We start from the raw sequence: 21,374 nt of genomic DNA, 5'->3' as shown, positions 1-21,374 counted from the left end.
TCATTTCCTATACTCGAACTCGTAGTCCCACAACCTGAAAATCAAAATATCAAAGCAAAGATAGCGGAGGTCATTTTATGATACGGACTCGCAGTCCCTGAGGTTATGGACGACCTTAGCTCTATCTTTAGGGTAATAAAAAAGTCCAGGATGGTAAAATTCATCCTGAACTAATCTTAGGTTGTTTAATTAATAATCACCATTCATAATCGAATTCTTAACCACCACATAGTCAACCTTTGTTAAGGACTCTAGGTCCCGGCCGCCGGCGTAGGAGATTGAGGACTGCAGGTCCTCTTCCATTTCTTGGAGGGTGTCCTTAATTGAGCCTCGGTATGGCACCAACATTTGTTTACCTTCCACGTTCCGATAAGCCCCCTTTTGGACTTCAGAAGCCGAGCCCCAATACTGTTTGTATTGCTTCCCATCAATCGTAATGATGTGACCTGGTGATTCTTGATGACCTGCTAATAGCGAGCCAATCATTACCATACTAGCCCCAAAGCGGACCGATTTAGCAATATCACCATTGTGGCGGATTCCCCCGTCGGCGATTAAAGGTTTGCGGGCCGTTTTACTACATAAACGCAAGGCATCTAGTTGCCACCCGCCGGTCCCAAAACCGGTCTTTAACTTCGTGATGCAGGCTTTCCCCGGACCGACTCCCACCTTCGTCGCATCGGCCCCAGCATTTTCAAGATCACGCACCGCTTCTGGAGTAGCAACGTTACCAGCGGTTAAGAAAGCCGTTGGTAATTGCTTTTTGATGTACTTAATCATTTGGATCACGAAATCCGAGTGCCCGTGAGCCACATCAATCGTAATGTATTCTGGTACCAGTTGCTTAGCCTTCAGTTGGTCAATAAACTCATACTCCGCATCCTTAATCCCAACGGAAATCGAGGCAAATAGGCCCTTTTTGTGCATCCGCGCAATAAAGTCCGCCCGGGTTGTCGGATTAAAACGGTGCATGACGTAGTAGTAGTCATTGGCCGCTAACCATTCCGCTAAGTTCGCATCAATCACACTGGCCATGTTAGCGGGTACCACCGGAATCTTGAAGCGCCGGGGGCCAAATTGGACACTCGGATCAGCTTCCTTCCGACTTTTGATAATGCACTTGTTAGGAATTAGTTGGATATCATCGTAATCAAATGTTGGCATAAATTAACCACCTTTCGGTTCTAAGCAACAAACCAAAGGATACTATACCAGAAATCTAAGCTTAGTCAAGGAAAATCCGAATGTTTTTAAATTGTCATTTAAGGATTGTTTTCAGTATAAAAAATAACCAGCAAGAAAGATTACTTTCTATCCTGGTTATTCAAAATTTCCGAACAATTAATTAGTAAATTTCACCGCAGTTCCGTAAGCTACCACTGACTGCATATCACTCGCAATTGAGCCAGAATCAAAGCGCATCATCACCACGGCGTCTGCCCCCTTAGCTTTGGCTTCTGCTTGCATCCGTTCAATCGCTTTCTCCCGGGAAGCTTGTAGCATCTTCGTGTAACCGCGGACTTCACCGCCGACGATATTCTTTAAACCGGCCCCAATATCGCTGACGACATTTCGGGACTGGGTGGTAACCCCAAAAACTTCACCAAGGACTTCATATTCATGGCCAGGAATCCGTTCTGTCGTAGTAATTAACATTATATTTACTCCTTTCGACCTTGCATAACGCTTTAATTAATTATCCCTTGTTAAGGATAACGGTGTCAATTAATTTTAAGGTACAATAGAGACAACACTTTAGTTGAGGTGAAAAGAATGGATGTAACTGTAACACGGGAAGGTCTGACCCTCCGGGGTGTCCTTGAAGGCACGGACCGCTTACAAAACAAAAAAATTGCGATTCTAATGCACGGTTTTCAAGGAAACCGCGGTCGCGAAAAAGGTGAGCTCCTTTATGACCTTTCCCACTACTTAAATCAAGTCGGGATTCCAACCTTACGCTTTGATTTCGCAGGTTGTGGCGCCAGCGATGGTAAGTATCAGGAAATGACAGTCCTAGGAGAACTGTTAGATGGAATGGCCATCGTTGACTACGCCCGGACCACCCTTGGGGCAAAAGCGATTACTTTAGTTGGTCACTCTCAAGGTGGGGTTGTCGCCTCAATGATTGCGGGTTACTACCGCGATATCATTAAGAGGCTCGTTTTATTAGCCCCCGCCGCTACGCTCAAGGATGACGCCCTCCAAGGAATTTGCCAAGGGAGCACCTATGATCCTAATCATATTCCATTAACGGTTCCCGTCCACGACCGGATCGTCAGCGGCCAATATTTCCGGACGGCGCAGCTATTACCGATTTACGAAACGGCCCAACATTTCGCTGGCCCGGCCTTAATTATTCACGGTTTGGCTGATGACATTGTTTCGCCAGAAGCTTCCCGAAAATACAACGTAATCTTACCGAACAGTAAACTCTACCTCATCGAAGGTGAGCGTCATCGATTAGAAGGGCCAAAATTACCAATGGTAATGCAAACGGTCGCTGAATTCTTAAAATAATATATATATGTACACTAAAAGGGCCTGCGCCATCCAGCGCAGAGCCCTTTTATTAGTTATTTATGACGCGTTTGTCAGTAGTTATTACTTAAGACCCTTCCAGGACCATTCTTCAACTTCTGGCATGTCCTTACCTTCAGTCCGGATGTAGTGGTTGTGCTTTGCAACCATGTCATCCATCTTTTGAGCGAAGGCAGCACCCTTTTGTTCGTAACCCTTAATGTTAAGGATTGCGTCCTTAGCCAAGTGGTACCGGTCAAGTTCGTTCAATACCCGCATGTCAAATGGAGTCGTGATGTCCCCGTTTTCGATGTAGCTGTGAATGTGAACGTTGCGGTTGTGACGTGGGAAGAAGAGACTTTGCATCATGTCACGGAAACCGTGCCATGCAAAGACAACTGGCTTGTCCGCAGTGAAGTAACGGTCAAATTCTTCATCAGACATCCCGTTAGGGTTCTTGTCAAGCGTCATCAACTTCATAACGTCAACCACGTTGATAACCCGGATCTTCAATTCTGGGAAGGCATCGTGCAATAATTCAACTGCCGCGAAGACTTCTTCAGTAGGTTCAGTACCAGCAGCTGCAAAGACAACATCTGGTTCAGCACCTTGGTCAGTAGAAGCCCAGTCAACGTAGCCAAGACCGTTAGCTACCAATTCAGTAGCTTCGTCAATGGAGAACCATTGAAGCCGTGGGTGCTTGGAAGTAACAAGCACGTTGATCTTTTCCTTTTCACGGAAGATCTTGTCAGAAACTGCCAAAAGCGTGTTGGTGTCAGCTGGCAAGTATTCACCGATCATGTCTGGACGTTCCTTTTCGTAAAGGTGCGTCAACAGACCTGGATCTTGGTGAGTGTAACCGTTGTGGTCTTGTTGGAAGACCGTTGAAGTATCAACGAACGTCAATGCTGGGTAGTCATTCCGCCAGTATTGTTCCTTAGCCTTCCGCATCCACTTCATGTGTTGCGTAAGCATGGAGTCAACCACCCGACCGAATGATTCGTAGGTTGCAAAGTAACCGTGACGACCAGTCAAAGTGTAACCTTCAAGGAATCCTTCAGCTTGGTGTTCGGAAAGTTGTGAGTCAATGATCCGACCATTTGCAGCCAAGTCTTCATCGTTTGGTTCATGAACAGAAGTCGTCCAAGTCCGCTTTGCAGTATCAAGCGCTGCGTAAAGCCGGTTAGACTTGGATTCGTCAGGACCGAACCCACGGAAGTTGTTAGGGTTGAGTTCCATCATCTTAGCGATGTACTTACCCCATTCGATCATGTCTTGGTGCTTTTCAGTACCGTGATCCTTTACGTCAACCGCAAAGTCACGGTAATTTGGCATCCGAAGAGCCTTTTGGTTAGCCCCGGCGTTGGTTTCAGGGTTCATAGCCATCCGCATATCAGCAGCTGGTACGTTTGCCCGCACAGCGTCAACTGGGTAACCATTTTCATCGAAGAGTTCTTCTGGCTTGTAAGACTTCATCCAGTCTACCAACATGTCCTTGTGTTCCATTGCATCTTGGGCAACCGGAATAGGAATTTGGTGAGCACGGAATGAGTTTTCGATTGGGTTACCATCAAGATCCTTCGTAGGACCAGTCCAACCCTTAGGTACCCGGAAGACGATCACTGGCCATTGAGCCATTGAACCATCGTTGTTTTCACGAGCGTTCTTTTGGATTGCTTGGATTTCTTCGATGGCAGTGTCCATCACCTTAGCCATTTCTTCGTGGACTTCCATGTGGTCCTTAAGACCATCAAATTCGCCGTCCTTGTAAGCAGAAACGAAGTAAGGCTTCCAGCCAAGACCTTCGAAGTACTTAGTAACTTCTTCGTCGCTCATCCGAGAAATCATCGTTGGGTTAGAAATCTTGAACCCGTTAACTTGAACGATTGGCAATACAGCCCCGTCAGTAACTGGGTTGATGAAGCGGTTAGAGAACCATGAAGCAGCCAATGGACCAGTTTCGAATTCCCCGTCACCGATTTCAACAGCGGCGATTTGGTCAGGGTTGTCCAAGATAGCCCCAACACCATGAGAAAGGGCGTAACCTAATTCCCCACCTTCGTGAAGGGAACCTGGAGTTTCAGGAGCAGCGTGTGAAGCAGTTCCACCTGGGAAGGAGAAGTGCTTGAAGAGCTTTGCCATCCCTTCTTCATCTTGGGTGATTTCTGGGTAGATTTCAGTGTATGAACCGTCAAGGTATGAGTTGTTAACCATAACTTGACCACCGTGACCAGAACCTTCGATGTAGAACATCTTAACCCCGTACTTCTTGATAACCCGGTTTAAGTGGGCGTAAATGAAGTTTTGAGGAACGATCGTACCCCAGTGACCAATTGGCTTAGGCTTAACGTCTTCAGCCTTTAATTCCCGACGCAACAATGGGTTGTGCATCAAGAAAAGCGTACCAACTGAAAGGTAGTTAGCAGCGCGCCAGTAAGCATCAACATTTTCCAAGTATGCCTTGGAATCGTAATCTACTGCCATTTAATTTAACACTCCTTTTTGTGTAAAGAAATAACTACGTGTTTGACTTTAACGCATCGTAAATCTCAAGCAATTTACGATTATCATGATAAAGCATTTCGCCAAAAAGTCAACCTTTTCGAAAATTGATACGGTCCAATTTGGTTAACGCTTATCAAAATGCGATCAGATCAACCCTTAGCGCCTCTATCAACTCCTTCATTTTACCGAAGGAAAGCGGTTTACCAAAGCTTTTTGCTCAAAATTTTTACGGATTTTTGGAGAATTTTAATTTTTATAAAAAAAGAAAAACGAGGCCGATTCTAATGAATCAACCTTCGTTCTTCTTATTTCAACCAGCCCGTCAAGCACCATGAACGATACCGTTTCAATAACCCTACGCTTGATTAATCGTAAGAAAAAAGTTGGGCTCACGGACACCAAACAAGTTGACAAAGTCTTTTAATTCACCACCAATTCCGCTTTCCGAGTCGCTTGACTAGCTCGGGTGGAGAAACCAGCAATAATGCAAGCGATCGTCACAATTGTTGGAAAAACAGCGAACGGGATGTAAGCTACTGTCGAAACTTGTAAGGTTGTGGCAATAAAGACCCCCGAAACACTCCAAGGAACAATGGCGTTAACAGCTGCTCCGGCATCATTTAAGATCCGCGTCATACATTGCCGGGGTAAGTTGTGGTGATCAAAGGCTGCCTTAAAGGATTCCCCGGGTAGGATAATGGCTAGGTAGTGTTCTCCAACTAAGAGATTCACCCCAATACAAGTCAAAGCCGTTGCGACCGTCAAACCACCGGCCCCCTTAACTTTAGCTTCAATTAATTCGATGATAATACTAATGATCTTAAACTTAATCAAGAGCCCGCCAAGGGTTAGCGCAAAGATAATCAAAGCTTCCGAAGTTAACATACTACTAATTCCGCCCTTGGAAAGCAAAACGTTGATCGTCTTGTTTGGCGTATGGGCGACGTAGCCATTCATAATTAAGTTACTAATCTTGCCGATCGTCGTCGTTGGGTCGTGGAACCAACCTAGGGCAATCGCAAACATCGCTCCTAGCCCTAAGGAAGGAATGGCGGGAACCTTAAAGAAGGCTAAAATAATCAAAAGTAAGACTGGTAATAAGGTAATTGGGGAAATCCAGAAACCTTGCTTTAAGCCCTGCATCATCTTATGAATGGCAGCCAGGCTTGCCGTCTTCGAATTCAAGCCAGTCACCGTAAAGAAAATCAAGGAGATGGCCCAGGCCGGCAAATCCGTCCAAAGCAACGCCCGAATGTGACGGTAGATATCAATTTGGCCGGTTGAGGCCGCCAAGTTTGTCGTCCCCGAAAGCGGAGAAATATTGGACCCACAGAAGGCCCCTGAGACAATTGCCCCGGCTGCTAAACCAAGGTTAATGTGCAGCGTAGCCGCAATCCCAATAAAGGCAATTCCCATCGTAGAAACACTGGTGAAGGAACTCCCACAAGCAATGGCAACTAAGGTACAAACCAGAAAAACCGTTGGTAAAAAGAATTGCACTGAAATGATCTTAAAGCCAAAGTACATAATAGTTGGAATCGTCCCAGAGAAAATCCAAGTGGCAATCAAAACCCCAATCGTCAGAAAAATCACCAGTGGATCAACCCCTGCCCGGAGCCCCGTCCGCATTCCGTCCATTATCGTCGACCACTTAAAGCCCCGTATCCGGCCGTAAAGCATTAGGAGGACAAAGGCGATTAACAATGGTGCTTGTGGCTCTTGGTGTTCGACGATGATTAGAAAACCTAACAAACTTAAAATAGCAATTAAAACAATGACACTTTCCGTGAAACTAAAGACGGGTTCAACCCGATTTTTTAACTTACGCATCGTATTTCTCTCCTTTTAGTAATCTATGACCGCCAATTATTCCCCGTAATAATATCGATCTTGACCACTAATTTGTTCGACCCAACACTCCTTTTGCATATAAATTACCCCTCTCTTTTTCGTTTTAATAAAAAAATCCCTCACCTGAATTACTCAGATGAGGGACGAATGATTCCGTGGTACCACCCAGCTTCGCATGGTTACCCATACCTCTCAGCCAATACAGCGGCCAACCGCGATTCTTTATTGGGATGGAGTGTAATTCGCAGTTACGCTTTACGTTGGTTCTCAGCACCACCAACTCTCTTGGCCAGGGAACGAAACTCCTACTTGGCTCCACGGAATCATTAGAAAAATTTAATTAAGTTGTTGTTATTTAACCACGGTTTTACCTAGTAGTCAACCAGAAGAATTAGTAATTTTTAATTTAATACTAATCATCCTAATTTAATTAATCTTAAAAGCATTTACTTATTTTAAGTGATATTTTGTTCTTCGACCTTTTCAAAAGTAATCTATCTTAACTTGATCACCTCGACCAATTTTCTGGTATTCTAAAGAAAATCAACGAAAGAAGGCTTTTATCATGAAGCAAATTAACGTGGCGGCCGCAGTCATTATTAAGGATGATCAGATTTTGGCTGGGCAACGCGAAGGGGGCCGCTTAGGTTCCGGAGCCTGGGAATTACCTGGGGGGAAAATTCAAGCTGGTGAAGATCCGCGGGTGTCGCTCCAACGCGAACTAGCAGAAGAACTTGGTAGTAATTCGATCATTGGCGAACGAGTTCTCCCGACTGTCGTCCATCAATACCCATGGGGCGAAGTTCACATGCAAGTCTTCTATGCTCGCTTAACGAATCACCAACTTAAAACCAATGCCCACACTGAACTTCGCTGGGGGACCCCAAATGAATTAGCGGAACTCAACTGGCTCCCGGCTGCCAGGCCCGTTTTAGCTAAACTCGCTGAGGTTGATTTAGCCCACATTCAAATTGAAAATCCTGCCCAGTTCTATACCCATCAAGTTGAATACTACGAAACTGACCGGATGGGGATTAGCCACCATTCTAACTACATCCGGTGGATGGAAGAATCCCGAACCCGCTTTTTTGCGGCAATCGGCTGGGATTATGGACAATTAGAACAGACTGGGATCATCTCTCCGGTTGTCAGTGTTAATTGTCGTTATAAGCAATCCACCACTTTTGGTGATCAAGTCGACATCAAATTAACCGTTAAGCACCTAGACCGTGTTAAATTAACCTTAGGCTATGAAATGACCTGCGAAGGGAGTCTCGTTTGCTTAGGTGAATCAGAACATTGTTTTACTAAGGATGGACGCTTACTCCGGATTGACCGTGAGCTCCCCGAACTCTACCAAACCCTAGCTAAATTCCCCGCCTGATTATTCGTCTTTTTGCAATTCTTATCATTATTTTTAAGCAAAGCATCGCAAAATAATTACTAATCATGGTACAATTTCCCTAGTTTAACACTAATCATTCACCAAAGGGGATCTTAACATGCAGTTTTCACAGCGTATTTTAAACGTCCAGCCATCAGCAACGCTTGCCTTATCAGCGAAGGCGAAGGCAATGCAAGCCCAAGGAATTGATGTTTTGAACCTTACCGTTGGGGAACCGGATTTCAATACCCCTACTCACATTCATCAAGCGGCAATCAAGGCCATCGCCGATAACCAAGCCGACTCTTACACCGCAGCAACGGGAATTTTCCCCCTCCGGGAAGCGGTCGCTAATTTCAATAACCAGCAACACGGGACCAACTTTACTGCTAAAAACGTGGTAGTGACGGTGGGAGGAAAGTTTGCCCTGTATGCACTCAGCCAAGTGTTGCTTAATCCAGGTGATGAGGTCCTCATCCCCCTCCCCGCTTGGGTTAGCTATTCCGAACAGGTTAAATTAGCTGGCGGTGTACCAGTCTTTGCTAAACCACAAGCCGGGCAGTTAAAAGTTACCCCGGCTGAACTAGCAGCTGCTTGGACTCCCAAAACTAAAGTCCTCATCCTTAATTCACCAAACAACCCAACCGGTGAGGTCTACTCCAAGGATGAACTGCTCGCAATTGGGGAATGGGCAGTTGCCAAAGACTTAACAATCATTACGGATGATATGTATGGGGCCTTAGTCTACAACGGCACCCAGTTCACCTCCCTCTTAGACTTGACCCCAGCAATCAAAGAGCACACGATTCTGGTGAACGGCTTCTCCAAGGCCTACGCTATGACGGGGTGGCGGGTCGGTTACGTGATCGCTAATGAAGCGTTAATTCAACGCCTCGGCAACTTCATCGGTAACACCACTGGGAACCTAAACGCCGCTAGTCAATATGCGGCCTTAGCAGCAATCACTGGTGATCAAACTTGTGTTGAAGAGATGCGCCAAGTCTATGAAGAACGGTTAAATACAATCTTTCCATTAATTAATGCCTTACCGGGTATTTCATTAGTCAATAAACCAAGCGGGGCTTTCTACCTTTTTCCTGATGTTAGTGCAGCCGTGTCGGCAACTGGATTTACCTCCACTGATGACTTCGTCGCTGCTGTCTTACAAGAAGCTCATGTCGCCCTGGTTCCCGGAAAAGCCTTTGGTATGGACGGCCACGTACGCTTGAGTTACGGAACGGACTTAACGACGCTTAAGACTGCCATCCAACGGCTACAAAACTTTATTTCTGATCACCAAACAGGCACCAAGCTAAATTAGGTTTAGCCCTAACCATTTTCGCTGATTTTCTTATTACAAATGAACAGCCAGGATGCTATACTATGGTTATTGGGCTGGTTGTGCAAATTTTTAAGAGAACTTAATTCCTTACTCCCATTTGGATACTGCTAAGTAAGTCTACTTCTATTACTTAGTTTGTTCATGTTACTCTTTCTATTAGACACCAATTAATACCTTAGCACACGGGAATTTATAAATCCTGACCAGTCAAATATAGCCACGAAGAAACGACACTATTCTTCGTGGCTTTTTGAATCGTGATTGGAAGGGTGCTGCGAAGATAAGCAAGGCTGGCATCGCATAAATAAAGCGAGGGTGGGAAGAAACTCAAGTTTCTTCCCACCCTCTTTGTCATCTCCGAATGTTACTCAGTAACTAAGGTCAAAAAGCACGGCCTTAGCGGATAAGTGCGAACGAAAGGTCGATTCTAATGAATCAACCTTCGTCCTTCTTATCCCAACCAGGCCGTCAAGGAGCTTTTTTCCAACCTCGCTATTCTTTTGTCAGCGCTTGGTTTTTCACCAAGTGCTGATAATCTGCTTATAGGCCTCAATCGTTGCTAAATAGGAACTAATCGTCGTCCACTCATCAACTTGGTGGGAGCTTTCCCAGGCATCCGGCCCTAAAACAGCCACCGGTAAGCTGGGCCTAGCTTTAGTGAAAACACTAGCATCAGTTGCCCCATTAATCGTGCGTACTTTGGGAACCGACCGCTTATCAAGCTTTCCAAAGCATTGCTGACTTGCCTTTAGGACCGTTTGGATAAACTCGTCTTGCGGGGCCGTTCCTACCGGATAGAAGTCATGAATAATGGTCAATTCCAGGTTATTTCCTGGGAAATCATTCTTTAATTGGGTTACCAACTGCTGTAACCGCTGAATCACTTGGCTATTTGGGACTACCTTGGTCGGTCGGACATTCCCCATCAACTCTGCTTGAGCAGGAATCGAGTTAACCTGATCGCCACCCTTGATTACAGTTACACTATGTTTAACCGTCCCCAAAATTGGATCTTGCGGTAAATCTTGAAAGAGCCTAGCTTCTTCCTGATAAAATTTAACCAACGGCGTCAGGGCATTTACCCCTGCTTCGGGTGTTGATGAGTGCGCTGCTTTACCAATGCTTATCAAACGGTAGTTAATGCTTCCGGCATGGGCATAAACAACATCCCCACCGGTTGCTTCTCCAACCAATAGCGCATCAAGATCGTTGGCAGTTCCTTGTTTCAAGAGCCGATTGGCACCCGGCGTGCCAAATTCTTCACCAGCCGTTGCGAGAAAGCGAAGGTGTCCTGAGATTTTCCCGGCTTCATATAACTCGATTAAGGCAATTGCTTGCGCGGCCAAACCGCTTTTCATATCAGCAGCCCCGCGCCCGTAAATCCGGTCACCGTCAACCGTTGCTGCAAACGGTGGGTAATGCCAAGCCGTCTCGTCACCAACGGCCACGGTATCCATATGCCCCGTTATCCCCAGGACATGGTCACCGGTGCCAAGCTCTAAAATCAAATTTGCTCGTCCCGGCGCAAATTCATCAACGGTGGCGGTAAGACCATGTGCTTGGAATAAATGCTGAAGGTAATTAGCAACGGCCACTTCATTTTGATTAACCGTTGGTATGGCAATTAGGTCCGTTAAAATCTTTAATTTTGTGCTCTTTTTCATAATGATCCCCCTTAATAATAGTAGAGGGTAGGAATTTTTTCAGTTTTCTCCCGCCTACCTGCCGGCTTTCTATGGTACCTAGCGAACTTGGTGATTCAACTTCTTAGCTAACCAGTCCCCGACCAATTGAACGATCAAGACAAGAATTAAAACTAAGAGGGTGGCTACTACCGTCACATCGTTGTTAAACCGGTTGTAGCCGTAAGCAATTGCTGTGTTCCCAAGGCCACCAGCCCCAATGGCCCCAGCCATAGCAGTTAAACCAATTAAACTAATCAAAGTTACCGTTGAAACCCGCACTAATTCCGCCCGGGCTTCACTTAGATAAACATCAAAGATGATGTCCCAATTGGTAGAACCAAGAGCTTGCGCGGCTTCAATCTTCCCCCGGTCAACACTTTCTAAAGCCACTTCAACTTGCCGGGCAAAGAAGGGGAAAACCCCTAAAGAAAGCGGAACTAAGGCCGCCGTTGTCCCAATTTGGGTCCCCACAATTAATTGGGTGAAGGGCGCGATGAAGGCTAACAAAATAATGAAGGGAATTGCCCGAAAGAAGGAAACAATCTTATCGCAGATATTAAACCAGACCCGGTTAGCTAAGATTCCCCCTTCTTTGGTTAACACCAAGGTCAGACCAAAGACTAATCCTAAAATCCCACCAACAACCGCTGGCCAGAAGGTCATAAAAATCGTTTGAAAAATTGCCGTGCCCCATCCGCTGTCACCAGTCCAGCCCAGGCTGGCAACGTTTGGTAAATATTTTGAAATTAACTCACTCATGCTAAGATTCCTCCATCAACCGGACTAACTTCGACGTTAAAACTCTTTAATAACTTTGTAACTTTAGCTTGTTGTGCTGGAGTCCCAGTAACTAGGATAAACATCGTCCCAACTGGCTCATCCCCTAACACTTCAATGTTTCCATAAAGCATCGAAACATCAACGCCCACTTGTTTGTATAGTTCGAGGATGATTGACTTGGTAACGTTAGCAGCACTAAAGACTACTTGGTAAAGTTGTTCATTATCGCTTAATTCTCCCAAGTTAAAGGACCGCAAAGTATCGGCCGCTGCTAAGGAGCCCCCCACGAACTGCCGGGTTAACTCGGCTTTTGGCCGGAGGTAGACGTCCCGAAGGTTACCTTGTTCAACTACCTTACCGTGTTCCATGACAGCAATCTTATTAGCGACCTTCTTAACCGCATCCATTTCGTGAGTAATTAGGATAATCGTTAAGCCGAGTTGCTTATTTAGCCGCTTTAAGAGGTCCAAAATTTGGTTGGTGTTTTGCGGGTCCAGGGCTGAGGTAGCTTCATCAGAAATTAAGATTTCCGGATCGTTAGCCAAGGCCCGCGCAATGGCGACCCGTTGTTGTTCCCCACCAGAGAGTTGGACCGGATAATTTTCGGCCTTGTCCTTAAGGCCCACTAAATCTAAGAGTTCATAGCACTTCTTTTCAATGGCGTCATCGTCCAGGTCACTGTGCTTTAAGGCAAAGGCGACATTTTCGATCACCGTTGTTTCGTTTAAGAGGTTAAAATGTTGGAAAATCATCCCGATATTCCGTCGCTTAGCTTGTAATTCCTTACCCGAAATTTGCGCGACCCCGTCCTTAAAGAAGGTCGTCCCCGCAATTTCAATCGTTCCGCTAGTTGGTAACTGGAGGAGGTTAATTGTCCGCACCAAGGTGGATTTACCTGCTCCAGAATAACCAACGACCCCGTAGACATCGCCCTTATCGACCTTGATGGTCACGTCTGAAACGGCGTGGAGATCACCGAAAGTTACCGAAACGTGATCCAAATCAATGATGTGTGACATAGTTATCCCTCCGTGTAAATTACTTTAACTTCAAATCCCAAGCAGCGATTTCCTTATCGCCGTAGTACTTTTGGATTAAGTGCTTAACTTGCGTTGTTTGGTAAGCCTTTACCACGTCCTGGTAAGCTTCCTTGTTTTGATCCTTCTTGTTCGCCGCAATGAGGTTAATCCATTGCTTAGAATCCTTGTTAACTGGTTCCGTGTAAAGAATCTTGTTATCAGATAACTTGGCTGCTACCGCGTAGTTCGTATTTACCACTGCGGCATCAACATCATCAAGGGACCGGGCTGTTTGTTCGGCCGCCAATTCCTTAATCTTCAAGTTGTGCGGGTTACTCTTGATATCAGCAACCGTTGCTAAGGTCCCCGCCGACTTCTTTAAGGTAATTAAGCCCGCATTCTTTAGCACGAAGAGGGCCCGACTTTCGTTCGAAGTATCGTTTGGCACCGCAATGGTTGCGCCATCAGGTAAATCCTTGAGGCTCTTGTACTTATTTGAGTACAGGTGAATTGGGGTGATGAAAGTCTTACCAATGGCAACTAAGCTTCCCTTATTAGCCTTATTCCAAGCATTTAAGAAAGCATAGTGTTGGAAGGCGTTCAAATCAATTGAACCATTAGCTAAGGCCTTATTGGGTTGGGTATAATCCGTAAAGGTCTTGGTCTTAACCGTAACCCCGTACTTATCTTTGGCCGTCTTGGCAACTTGATTCCAAATCTTTTCATCCGCGTTACTTGGACTAACTAGCCCGACGGTTACCGTCTTATTTTGTTTTTGTCCGGCGTGACCAAAACTAAAGATCGCGCCCACCACCACAACAATTGCTACCACTAACCAAATAATCAACCGCTTTTGTTTCTTCTTCCGCATAATTACTACTCCCTTTCTTTTTCATCCTGACAATTTGAGCGAATAAACAAAAAATCGCCCTTAACCGAAGTTTCCATCGATTAAGGACGATTGCTCGTGTTACCACCTTAGATTCATTCCACCCTCACAGGTGAAATCTCACTGAGTTACTCTTTTGAATAACCCTGCATTGGTAACGGGTGCAAACCCGTCACTGACTAATGAATCGCCAGTGCCATTCCAAGCCCATCTTCACCAACTTTGGTTAACCCTTTTTCACCAGCCAAGAGCTCTCTGTGATAACCGCTATTAGTTACTCTGCTTTTCTAAATGTTTTCTCGCTCATTTGATTGTCAAAATATTATCATTGTTTTCTAATCTTCGTCAACACTTTTCTTAATTTTTCTTTCAAAAAATTGGTAAAACGGTTTAGAAATAACGATAATTAACCTCGACATTTCCTCATTTTCAACTCCAAGAAGCGCTAAAAGGCCTTGACCAATCTGCTCTTGTTGACCAAACGATAACCTGTTTTTTCCATTAAGGAAGATTACTCGCCCCCACCCCCGAACCTATGTTACACTTAATTAGTTACAAATACGTTTAATTAAGGAGGCCGACCAGTGCAAAACCCATTTGGTAATCAAAATAACAACCAAGATTTCTTAAAGAATCTTCCCGTTCCACCGAATTACGCGAAGGTAATCAACGATGCGGGCGATATTCGGATTGCCAAGGTGGGGATTTCTTGGACCACCTTTTGGTTTGGCCCCCTTCCGGCAATTTTCCGGGGTGACTGGTATAACTTTGCTTTGATGCTAGTTTGGGATGCGATTTACGTCCTCTTTGCCTTGCTGTTTCACCTTGGGGCCCTCTTAACTTTCCCGTGGCCGGCCGTCTTATTTACCTTCATCTACAATATGATGTATTTCCGTCACCTCTTTACGAAGGGGTACCGGCCAATGGACCAGCAATCCCGAGAATTACTAATCCGCAGTAAATATCTTAAAGAAAAATAAATCTTGATAAAAAGCGCCAGGCGATGATCCCGTCATCCCTGGCGCTTTTTTGACGGATAAGTGTCGCGTGGCTGACGTGGTCTTGTTTAGCGAATACGTTACAATATATCCAACAAATCGTTAACCTTTCAGGAGGTATCCAAAATGGAAAACAAACTTAAATTGATTCGCACAAAAAACGGTCTCTCCCAAGAAGCTCTTGCTGAAAAAAGTGGTGTTTCCGTTCGTACGATTCAACGCTTAGAAGCTGGTAATGATGGTAGCATCGATACAATGAACCTCCTGGCAAGTGCTCTCAATGTTTCCTTAACGGATCTCTTTATCACCAAGGATCCTGACCAAGAATTCAAAGTTGCCGGAGCCCAAACTCAATTAGACTATCAATTGGCGACACGACGTCAAGAATTCAAAGGCTATAACATCGCTTTCATTGGTTGCTGGATTGGCATCATGTTCTTATGGGGCATCGGGTTGCAACTACTCCCCAATGATATTCTAGTTGACGTTTTCGGTGCACTTTGGTTTGTTGGTTGGATTTTGATGTTTCCCATCAAACAGCTCCTAATCACCAATTACATTAATCCCAAATTAGACCAAAAATACCCTCTTACCAAACTTCATCTTGATAAGAATAAACGGAAACGCCATTCTTAGCTTAAATTGATAGTTATCAACGATAATATTAATTCTCATAAGGTAAACTTAATCGGGTTTTTCAATCTATGGTATAGTGGATTTAACTTAATTAAGAAGGTTGTGATCGTATTCAAGTTTTAGGAATTTTTGCTGGTACTAATCCAGATGGCATTACGGCGCAAATGTTAGCGACGGTAATGGATAATATTAAAGCCCCAAATACGGCAATTACGATCAACCTAAATGACTATAATCTCCATCCCGCTGGGCCTAAACACCCCAACCGCGATCTTGGTAAGCTCATTCAGCTTTTGATTAAAAGTGACGTTTGGGTAATCGCCACCCCAACTTACTGGGGCCACGAAAGCGGGACCTTAAAACAGTTCTTTGATATCTTACGGCACTATCTCGTTCGCATTGATCACCGGGGTGGGATGCATCCGGGACGCTTTAAAAATAAGCATTACGTTACTTTGACTTCTTGTTATAAGCAGGCGTGGGCCAACTTCTTCAGTCCGGCGACTGATCCGACTTTCCAAACCGTGGACAAGGTTCTCAGTACTGCTGGCCTAATTAAGCTTGGCGAAGCCGTTCAAGCTGGCACTTGGGATCATGAAGGTCAAGGCCTCTCTGAAAAGAAAATTAACCGTTTAAAAAAGCTCAGTGAAAAGATTAATCAAAGTCAAAGAAAGGATGATCAAACCGTGAAGCGGTACTTTGAACTTTTTGCGATTGTCGCGATCATGACCTTAATTACCATGGGCATTCAAGTTGGGTTAAGCCACTTAGTTCCCGTTTCGGGTTTTTGGTGGACCTACCTTTCCTTTGTAGTGATTTTCTTTGTCTTGTTAGCCACGATCTTACACTTACTAACTGTCCGTTTACATGCGCGGAAGTAATTTCCCGGGAAATTAAATTTTAAACGCCACTCATTACAGGCATTGTATCCTTAATTGCCCCGGAGAGGTGGACCGGGTTAGTCTCTGGAATTTCTGGAACCCTGGGCTGGGATTATGCATGCTGTTGCGATCTACACTGCATGAAGGTGCACTAGATAAACAGTCGAGGGAGCCTTCGCACCAGTAAAGTTCTGTCTAATGAGCGAGCGGCCGGGAAGAAACGTGCGTTTCTTCCCGGCCTCTCGCTTTTCGTTTCTATCGTTTTTCCTTCACTGCATCCGCAACGGCTTGAATGTCCTTTGGCATCGTTGTACAACAACCACCAATAATATTGGCTCCCGCTGCAATCCAGTCAGCTACCAGCTCTGCAAAACCGGGGCCGTTGTCGGGGTTGGCCCAGGTTTTGGTTTGGGGATCGTATTTTGCTCCTGAATTTGGGTAAACAATTATCGGCTTAGTTGCGGCGGTCTTCACCGTCCTGATCGCTGGAGTAACCCATTCAAGGGGAATACAGTTTACTCCCACCGCTAAAACCTGATCAAAATCGCTTACGGCTTTCACTGCGTCTGCCAGCGCCGTCCCCTCACTAATTGTTTGGGGATCGTGAAGGGAAAAGCTAACGTAAGCAAAGGTCTGGGGAAATTCGGTTTTTAGCATCCTTAAGATCGCTGTGACTTCGGCTAATTTAGGCTGGGTTTCGATCGCTAAGCAGTCGACACCGGCTGTCACTAATTCTTTAATCCGAGTCCGGTGAAAGGCTTGATATTCAGCCGCGGTTAGATCATAGTCACCCCGATATTCACTCCCATCGGCTAAGTATGCCCCATATGGGCCAACTGATCCGGCAACGTAAGTTTCTTTTCCCGTTGCCGCTTGGAAATCATCGCGAGCGGCTTGGGCTAAGCGGACGGCTCGCTGAATTAAGTCCTTGGCTTCACCTTCAGTCATACCCGTTTCCACAAAGGCGGGCACGTTAGCTTGGTAAGTATTGGTAATGTTTAATTGAGCTCCGGCCTTGAGGTAATTCCGGTGGACCATTTGAACCTTGCCTGGTTGGTCCCGGAGGGCTGCCGCTGTCCAAAGGGGGTTATTCGTATCGACCCCCATTGCCTCTAGCGGGGTTGACATCGCTCCATCGAGAACCACTAAGGGTTGTTTAAAAAGCGCTTGAATCGTCATTTACACCATCCCTTTATTATGATAAGATAATTAATCGATCTCATCATATCTTAATTTTTATTAATTTGCAATCTGGGGTAGGATTTATGGCAGAAAAACAAAAACATTTAGCCCGTAAGATGGCCGCTCGGCACGTTCAAATGATTTCGCTGGGGGGAGTTATCGGGACCGGACTCTTCCTTAGTTCAGGATATACAATTCACGAAGCTGGTCCTTTGGGGACGGTCATTGCCTATGCGGTTGGGGCGTTGATCGTTTATGCCGTCATGCTTTGTTTGGGAGAACTTTCTGTGGCGATGCCTTACACTGGTGCCTTCCACCTGTTTGCGACTAAGTATATCAATGCCCCAGCTGGGTTTACGGTCGCTGTTTTATATTGGTTGACCTGGACCATCGCCTTAGGGTCTGAATTTACGGCCGCTGGTCTGATCATGCAACACTGGTTCCCCCAGGTCCCGGTCTGGATTTGGAGCTTAGCCCTCATAATTATCATTACCTTATCTAACCTTTACTCAGTTAAAATCTTTGCCGAAAGCGAATTTTGGTTTGCGGCAGTTAAGGTTATTGCGATTATTGCCTTTATCATCTTAGGAGCGCTCGCGATCGTTGGTATCATCCCGGTACATGGTCTTCACCACGCTCCGGGATTTACCAACTTTTATCAACATGGACTCTTTCCAAACGGCTTTGGTGGCGTTTTTACCACGATGCTAACGGTTAATTTTGCCTTTTCTGGAACTGAACTCATTGCCATCACCGCTGGCGAAGTTAAGGAGCCGGAAAAAACGATTCCCCAAGCCATCCACACCACCCTCTGGCGCTTGATCATCTTCTTTGTTGGCTCAATGATTGTCATGGCTTGCCTAATTCCTTATCAAAAGGCAGGGGTGACCCAAAGCCCCTTCGTTTATGTTTTTAACCGCCTAGGCGTCCCCTATGCTGGTGACTTGATGAACTTTGTTGTCTTAACGGCAATTGTTTCGGCCGCCAATTCTGGCCTTTACGCTTCAACCCGGATGCTATGGTCCTTAGCTAACGAAGGTACTTTACCAGCCAAGCTCGCAAAAACTAACCAACGGGGAATCCCGGTTCTTGCTTTGTTACTCAGTATGCTGGGAGGAATTCTTGCCTTACTTTCGAGTGTGATCGCCGCCGATACCGTCTACTTAGTCCTGGTTTCCGTTTCTGGTTTGGCCGTGGTTTTTGTTTGGATGGCAATCGCCCTCGCCCAATTAAATTTCCGCAAACAATGGCTAGCGGAAGGTCACCAGGTCAGCGAATTAAAGTTTAAGACCCCGTGGTACCCAGTCGTCCCGTGGTTTGCTTTTATTACCAGTACCCTCTCATGTTTGTTAATCTGGTTTGATCCAGCCCAACGGGTCGCTCTCTACTACACTATTCCTTTTGTCTTAATTTGTTACTTCGGTTATCAATGGTATGACCATTATTCCAAAGCTAAAAATTAATTGGCTCAAATTCGCAAAATGACACCGGACAGATCTAGTGGATCTGTGCAGTGTCATTTTTATATTTTGGGGAAATTTGCCCAAATCCTTCAGCGCAGTCATGGCGAACCTGGACATCTGCTTGAAACTAATCCGCCGCTCCTTACTGAAAATTGAGCTTGAGCATATTAAGTCGATTACCCGTCAACATCACATCAAAGGACCGGTGTCGATCCGTGGGGCTCGATTTGATGTGTATCTCTGGGACGATCAAAATCGAATTTTCACTGTCGAAATGCAAGTTCAAGATCACAATAACACGATCCATCGTGCCTGTTTCTATCAGGAGTAAATGGACACGGAAATTTTAAAGATGAACGTTTAAGGTTATCCAAACGTTCATCTTCTTTTAACCTTGCTCAACAATTTACTTTCTCTTATAAAATCCTTCTTATGCCGTTCAAAAAATACCGTTATCATGTGATCACAATTTTAAAATAATTCAATTTATCAAGGAGGTAAATAATATGTACTCATACGTATCAAAGGGTCTTTTAGCAACTCCCCTCGCTGCCATTCTCCCGCAAGTTGGTAACTCAGTGAGCACAATGTTTGCCGCCGGCGTGGGAATTTTACTCTTAATTCTCATTGTCACCTTGATCATGGTTCAAATAAAGAAGCGATCCACCTAAGCTAGTAAAAGGAGGACCTGCCAATGAAACTTAGCGTCATCATCGCTTTAGTAATTTTAGCTCTTAGTATCTTAGCAGTTAGTCAAATCTTAGTCGGTTTAATCGTTGCGAACTGCCATCAGCTAAACAGCCTTGATCGCCAAGCACCATTAAACAATCACCGTTTTTCAGTGGTAATTCCTGCCTTTAATGAGGAAAAGTTAATTGTCCGAACCATTGTCTCCGTCCTCCGGCAAAATTACTCAAATTTTGAGGTGATTGCCGTTGATGATGGTTCAACTGACAAAACGGGGGCGATTCTCGATCGCTTAGCCCAAAAATATCCTAAACTCCAAGTCGTTCACCAAGCGAATCAAGGAAAATCAACCGCCATTAACACCGCCGTCCGTAACTGGGCCACTGGGGATCTTGTAATGGTTCTCGATGCCGATTCCTACCTAAATAAGGATGCCCTAACAAAAATGGCCCGGCGTTTTGATGACCCTAACGTCATAGGGATGAGTGCCAACGTTCGGATTACCCAACCCCACAATTTTCTCGAGTGGGTACAAAAGGTTGAATATCTTCTCGGTTACCGGCTGAAAGGGGCCGAAGAAATTCTTGGGATCGAATATATTATTGGTGGAATTGGTTCCACCTTCCGCCGAAAAGCCATGCTAGAAGTCGGCATTTACGATACTGATTCGATCACTGAAGACATTGACTTCACCATGAAAATGATCACTCACTTTGGTAACCGAAAAAAGCAATTTGGTTATGCCGATGACGTGATCGCTTATACACCACCGGTTAAAAATTTTCGCCAACTCCTCAAGCAACGTTACCGTTGGAAGCATGGTCGTTTTAAAGCCCTCTTTAAGCATCGCCAAGTTATCTTTAATTGGAACCGCAAATACACCAAAAGTCTCACTTTCTGGAAATTACCTAAAGTGTTCTTCGAGGAACTAATCATGTTGATTGATCCTTTGTTAATGCTTTGGATCATGGGGATTGTCCTTCACTACGCTGACTTCGCAACCGTCATCTCAATTTTAGGCCTCTACTATATCTTTGCGATCGCTACCTTCATCACTGAAGACCTTAAGTTGAAGGAGCGCATTAAGTTAATGTTGACCGCGCCATTTGCCTACCTTGTTCTCTACGTAATTAACATCATCGATTGGCTTTCCCTCGTCCGTTGTCTGATCCATATGAAGCGCATTATCACCAACGCCGATAAAACTGCTAAATGGCTACCCGTTGATCGATAAAAAGACCCGCCACTTGTCAACAGCGGCTGGCCTTACCATGTAAGATATAATTCATCTAAATAGCTTTCATTTCCTTATAATTAGGTGGTATTATAAATATGTAATAAGAGCCGCTTTAAAGGCGGTGGCTTTGTATTGAAATGACTATAAAATAGTCGTCCCGCAACTGGCCAAAGTGTATGGGACGGCTATTTTATTTAATCTAAAAAGGTAAAAATAAACGTTAGCAAGGCTACTAAAAACGGGCTCTTCGTCAACTGGTACTGATAGAATTTTTAAGGCTAAATTGGTCTAGTTTAGGCTGCCCAACGTGGGTGGCCT

Annotated in this window: 20 protein-coding genes, 1 pseudogene and 1 other annotated feature; of the genes and pseudogenes, 12 read left to right on the top strand and 9 right to left on the bottom strand. The window is 45.1% G+C overall.

Annotated features, from left to right (window positions below):
- Positions 1–189: 189 nt before the first annotated feature.
- Together H5993_RS07310 and H5993_RS07305 are read right to left on the bottom strand one after the other, a co-directional pair.
- Positions 190–1,164, bottom strand: a complete 975-nt coding sequence (locus H5993_RS07310; RefSeq protein WP_204776839.1) for a GMP reductase — start codon at positions 1,162–1,164, stop codon at positions 190–192.
- 177 nt (positions 1,165–1,341) lie between these two features.
- A complete protein-coding gene (locus H5993_RS07305; protein WP_204776838.1) occupies positions 1,342–1,656 on the bottom strand; it encodes a heavy metal-binding domain-containing protein in 315 nt (104 codons plus the stop codon).
- 117 nt (positions 1,657–1,773) lie between these two features.
- On the opposite strand from H5993_RS07305, the gene H5993_RS07300 reads away from it, so the two are divergent.
- A complete protein-coding gene (locus tag H5993_RS07300) occupies positions 1,774–2,517 on the top strand; it encodes an alpha/beta hydrolase (protein WP_204776837.1) in 744 nt (247 codons plus the stop codon).
- An 84-nt stretch (positions 2,518–2,601) separates the two neighbouring features.
- Here the strand turns inward: H5993_RS07300 and H5993_RS07295 are convergent, their stop codons facing one another.
- The gene (locus H5993_RS07295) at positions 2,602–5,001 is read right to left on the bottom strand and encodes a phosphoketolase family protein (RefSeq protein ID WP_204776836.1); all 2,400 of its coding nucleotides are present in this window, start codon (positions 4,999–5,001) and stop codon (positions 2,602–2,604) included.
- Between the two features lie 441 nt (positions 5,002–5,442).
- Positions 5,443–6,852, bottom strand: a complete 1,410-nt coding sequence (locus H5993_RS07290; RefSeq protein WP_204776835.1) for a Na+/H+ antiporter NhaC family protein — start codon at positions 6,850–6,852, stop codon at positions 5,443–5,445.
- A 168-nt stretch (positions 6,853–7,020) separates the two neighbouring features.
- Here H5993_RS07290 and H5993_RS07285 point away from each other — a divergent pair, with 168 nt between their 5' ends.
- The 4 genes and pseudogenes from H5993_RS07285 to H5993_RS07275 all read left to right on the top strand — a co-directional run bounded on the left by H5993_RS07285 (position 7,021) and on the right by H5993_RS07275 (position 9,578).
- Positions 7,021–7,203 carry a hypothetical protein gene (locus H5993_RS07285; protein ID WP_204776834.1) on the top strand — a complete coding sequence of 61 codons (183 nt, stop codon included), beginning with the start codon at positions 7,021–7,023 and terminating at the stop codon, positions 7,201–7,203.
- A 235-nt stretch (positions 7,204–7,438) separates the two neighbouring features.
- Positions 7,439–7,801, top strand: a pseudogene (locus tag H5993_RS09655) ((deoxy)nucleoside triphosphate pyrophosphohydrolase); the annotation flags it as partial.
- 42 nt (positions 7,802–7,843) lie between these two features.
- On the top strand, positions 7,844–8,257 hold the full coding sequence (locus tag H5993_RS09650; RefSeq protein WP_338033141.1) for an acyl-CoA thioesterase: 414 nt from the start codon (positions 7,844–7,846) through the stop codon (positions 8,255–8,257).
- Between the two features lie 118 nt (positions 8,258–8,375).
- Complete coding sequence (locus tag H5993_RS07275; protein ID WP_204776832.1) at positions 8,376–9,578, top strand: pyridoxal phosphate-dependent aminotransferase; 1,203 nt, start codon at positions 8,376–8,378, stop codon at positions 9,576–9,578.
- 539 nt (positions 9,579–10,117) lie between these two features.
- On the opposite strand, the gene H5993_RS07270 is transcribed toward H5993_RS07275, so the two are convergent.
- From H5993_RS07270 to H5993_RS07255, 4 genes are all read right to left on the bottom strand, one after another.
- Positions 10,118–11,263, bottom strand: coding sequence for an ArgE/DapE family deacylase (locus H5993_RS07270; protein WP_204776831.1), 1,146 nt, complete (start codon positions 11,261–11,263; stop codon positions 10,118–10,120).
- A gap of 78 nt (positions 11,264–11,341) precedes the next feature.
- Positions 11,342–12,043: a methionine ABC transporter permease gene (locus H5993_RS07265; protein ID WP_204776830.1), complete on the bottom strand. Its 702-nt coding sequence runs from the start codon at positions 12,041–12,043 to the stop codon at positions 11,342–11,344.
- Positions 12,040–13,083, bottom strand: a complete 1,044-nt coding sequence (locus tag H5993_RS07260) for a methionine ABC transporter ATP-binding protein (RefSeq protein WP_204776829.1) — start codon at positions 13,081–13,083, stop codon at positions 12,040–12,042. The genes H5993_RS07265 and H5993_RS07260 overlap by 4 nt, the downstream gene beginning before the upstream one ends.
- A 19-nt stretch (positions 13,084–13,102) precedes the next feature.
- On the bottom strand, positions 13,103–13,954 hold the full coding sequence (locus H5993_RS07255) for a MetQ/NlpA family ABC transporter substrate-binding protein (protein WP_204776828.1): 852 nt from the start codon (positions 13,952–13,954) through the stop codon (positions 13,103–13,105).
- Between the two features lie 79 nt (positions 13,955–14,033).
- Positions 14,034–14,271, bottom strand: a binding site (T-box leader).
- 285 nt (positions 14,272–14,556) lie between these two features.
- Here H5993_RS07255 and H5993_RS07250 point away from each other — a divergent pair.
- The 3 genes from H5993_RS07250 (at position 14,557) to H5993_RS07240 (ending at position 16,487) form a co-directional block, all read left to right on the top strand.
- Positions 14,557–14,952 carry a hypothetical protein gene (locus H5993_RS07250; RefSeq protein WP_180871282.1) on the top strand — a complete coding sequence of 132 codons (396 nt, stop codon included), beginning with the start codon at positions 14,557–14,559 and terminating at the stop codon, positions 14,950–14,952.
- A 144-nt stretch (positions 14,953–15,096) separates the two neighbouring features.
- Positions 15,097–15,606 (top strand): helix-turn-helix transcriptional regulator, encoded by a 510-nt coding sequence (locus tag H5993_RS07245; RefSeq protein WP_204776827.1) that lies wholly within the window; start codon positions 15,097–15,099, stop codon positions 15,604–15,606.
- 110 nt (positions 15,607–15,716) lie between these two features.
- A complete protein-coding gene (locus tag H5993_RS07240) occupies positions 15,717–16,487 on the top strand; it encodes an NAD(P)H-dependent oxidoreductase (protein WP_204776840.1) in 771 nt (256 codons plus the stop codon).
- A gap of 255 nt (positions 16,488–16,742) precedes the next feature.
- Here the strand turns inward: H5993_RS07240 and mmuM are convergent, their stop codons facing one another.
- On the bottom strand, positions 16,743–17,666 hold the full coding sequence (gene mmuM, locus H5993_RS07235) for a homocysteine S-methyltransferase (protein ID WP_204776826.1): 924 nt from the start codon (positions 17,664–17,666) through the stop codon (positions 16,743–16,745).
- 86 nt (positions 17,667–17,752) lie between these two features.
- Between mmuM and H5993_RS07230 the strand changes: the two genes are divergently transcribed.
- The 4 genes from H5993_RS07230 (at position 17,753) to H5993_RS07215 (ending at position 21,053) form a co-directional block, all read left to right on the top strand.
- The gene (locus H5993_RS07230; protein WP_204776825.1) at positions 17,753–19,132 is read left to right on the top strand and encodes an amino acid permease; all 1,380 of its coding nucleotides are present in this window, start codon (positions 17,753–17,755) and stop codon (positions 19,130–19,132) included.
- A gap of 100 nt (positions 19,133–19,232) precedes the next feature.
- The gene (locus H5993_RS09730; RefSeq protein WP_180871275.1) at positions 19,233–19,463 is read left to right on the top strand and encodes a PD-(D/E)XK nuclease family transposase; all 231 of its coding nucleotides are present in this window, start codon (positions 19,233–19,235) and stop codon (positions 19,461–19,463) included.
- Between the two features lie 175 nt (positions 19,464–19,638).
- Positions 19,639–19,803, top strand: coding sequence for a hypothetical protein (locus tag H5993_RS07220; protein WP_180871274.1), 165 nt, complete (start codon positions 19,639–19,641; stop codon positions 19,801–19,803).
- Positions 19,804–19,826: 23 nt separating this feature from the next.
- Positions 19,827–21,053 carry a glycosyltransferase family 2 protein gene (locus H5993_RS07215; protein WP_204776823.1) on the top strand — a complete coding sequence of 409 codons (1,227 nt, stop codon included), beginning with the start codon at positions 19,827–19,829 and terminating at the stop codon, positions 21,051–21,053.
- Positions 21,054–21,374: the final 321 nt, after the last annotated feature.

The organism is Limosilactobacillus alvi (assembly GCF_016900115.1).
In the GTDB taxonomy this organism is placed as follows: domain Bacteria; phylum Bacillota; class Bacilli; order Lactobacillales; family Lactobacillaceae; genus Limosilactobacillus; species Limosilactobacillus alvi.
Note: the sequence above shows the minus strand (reverse complement) of the source record. Positions and strands in the feature narration are given on the sequence as shown.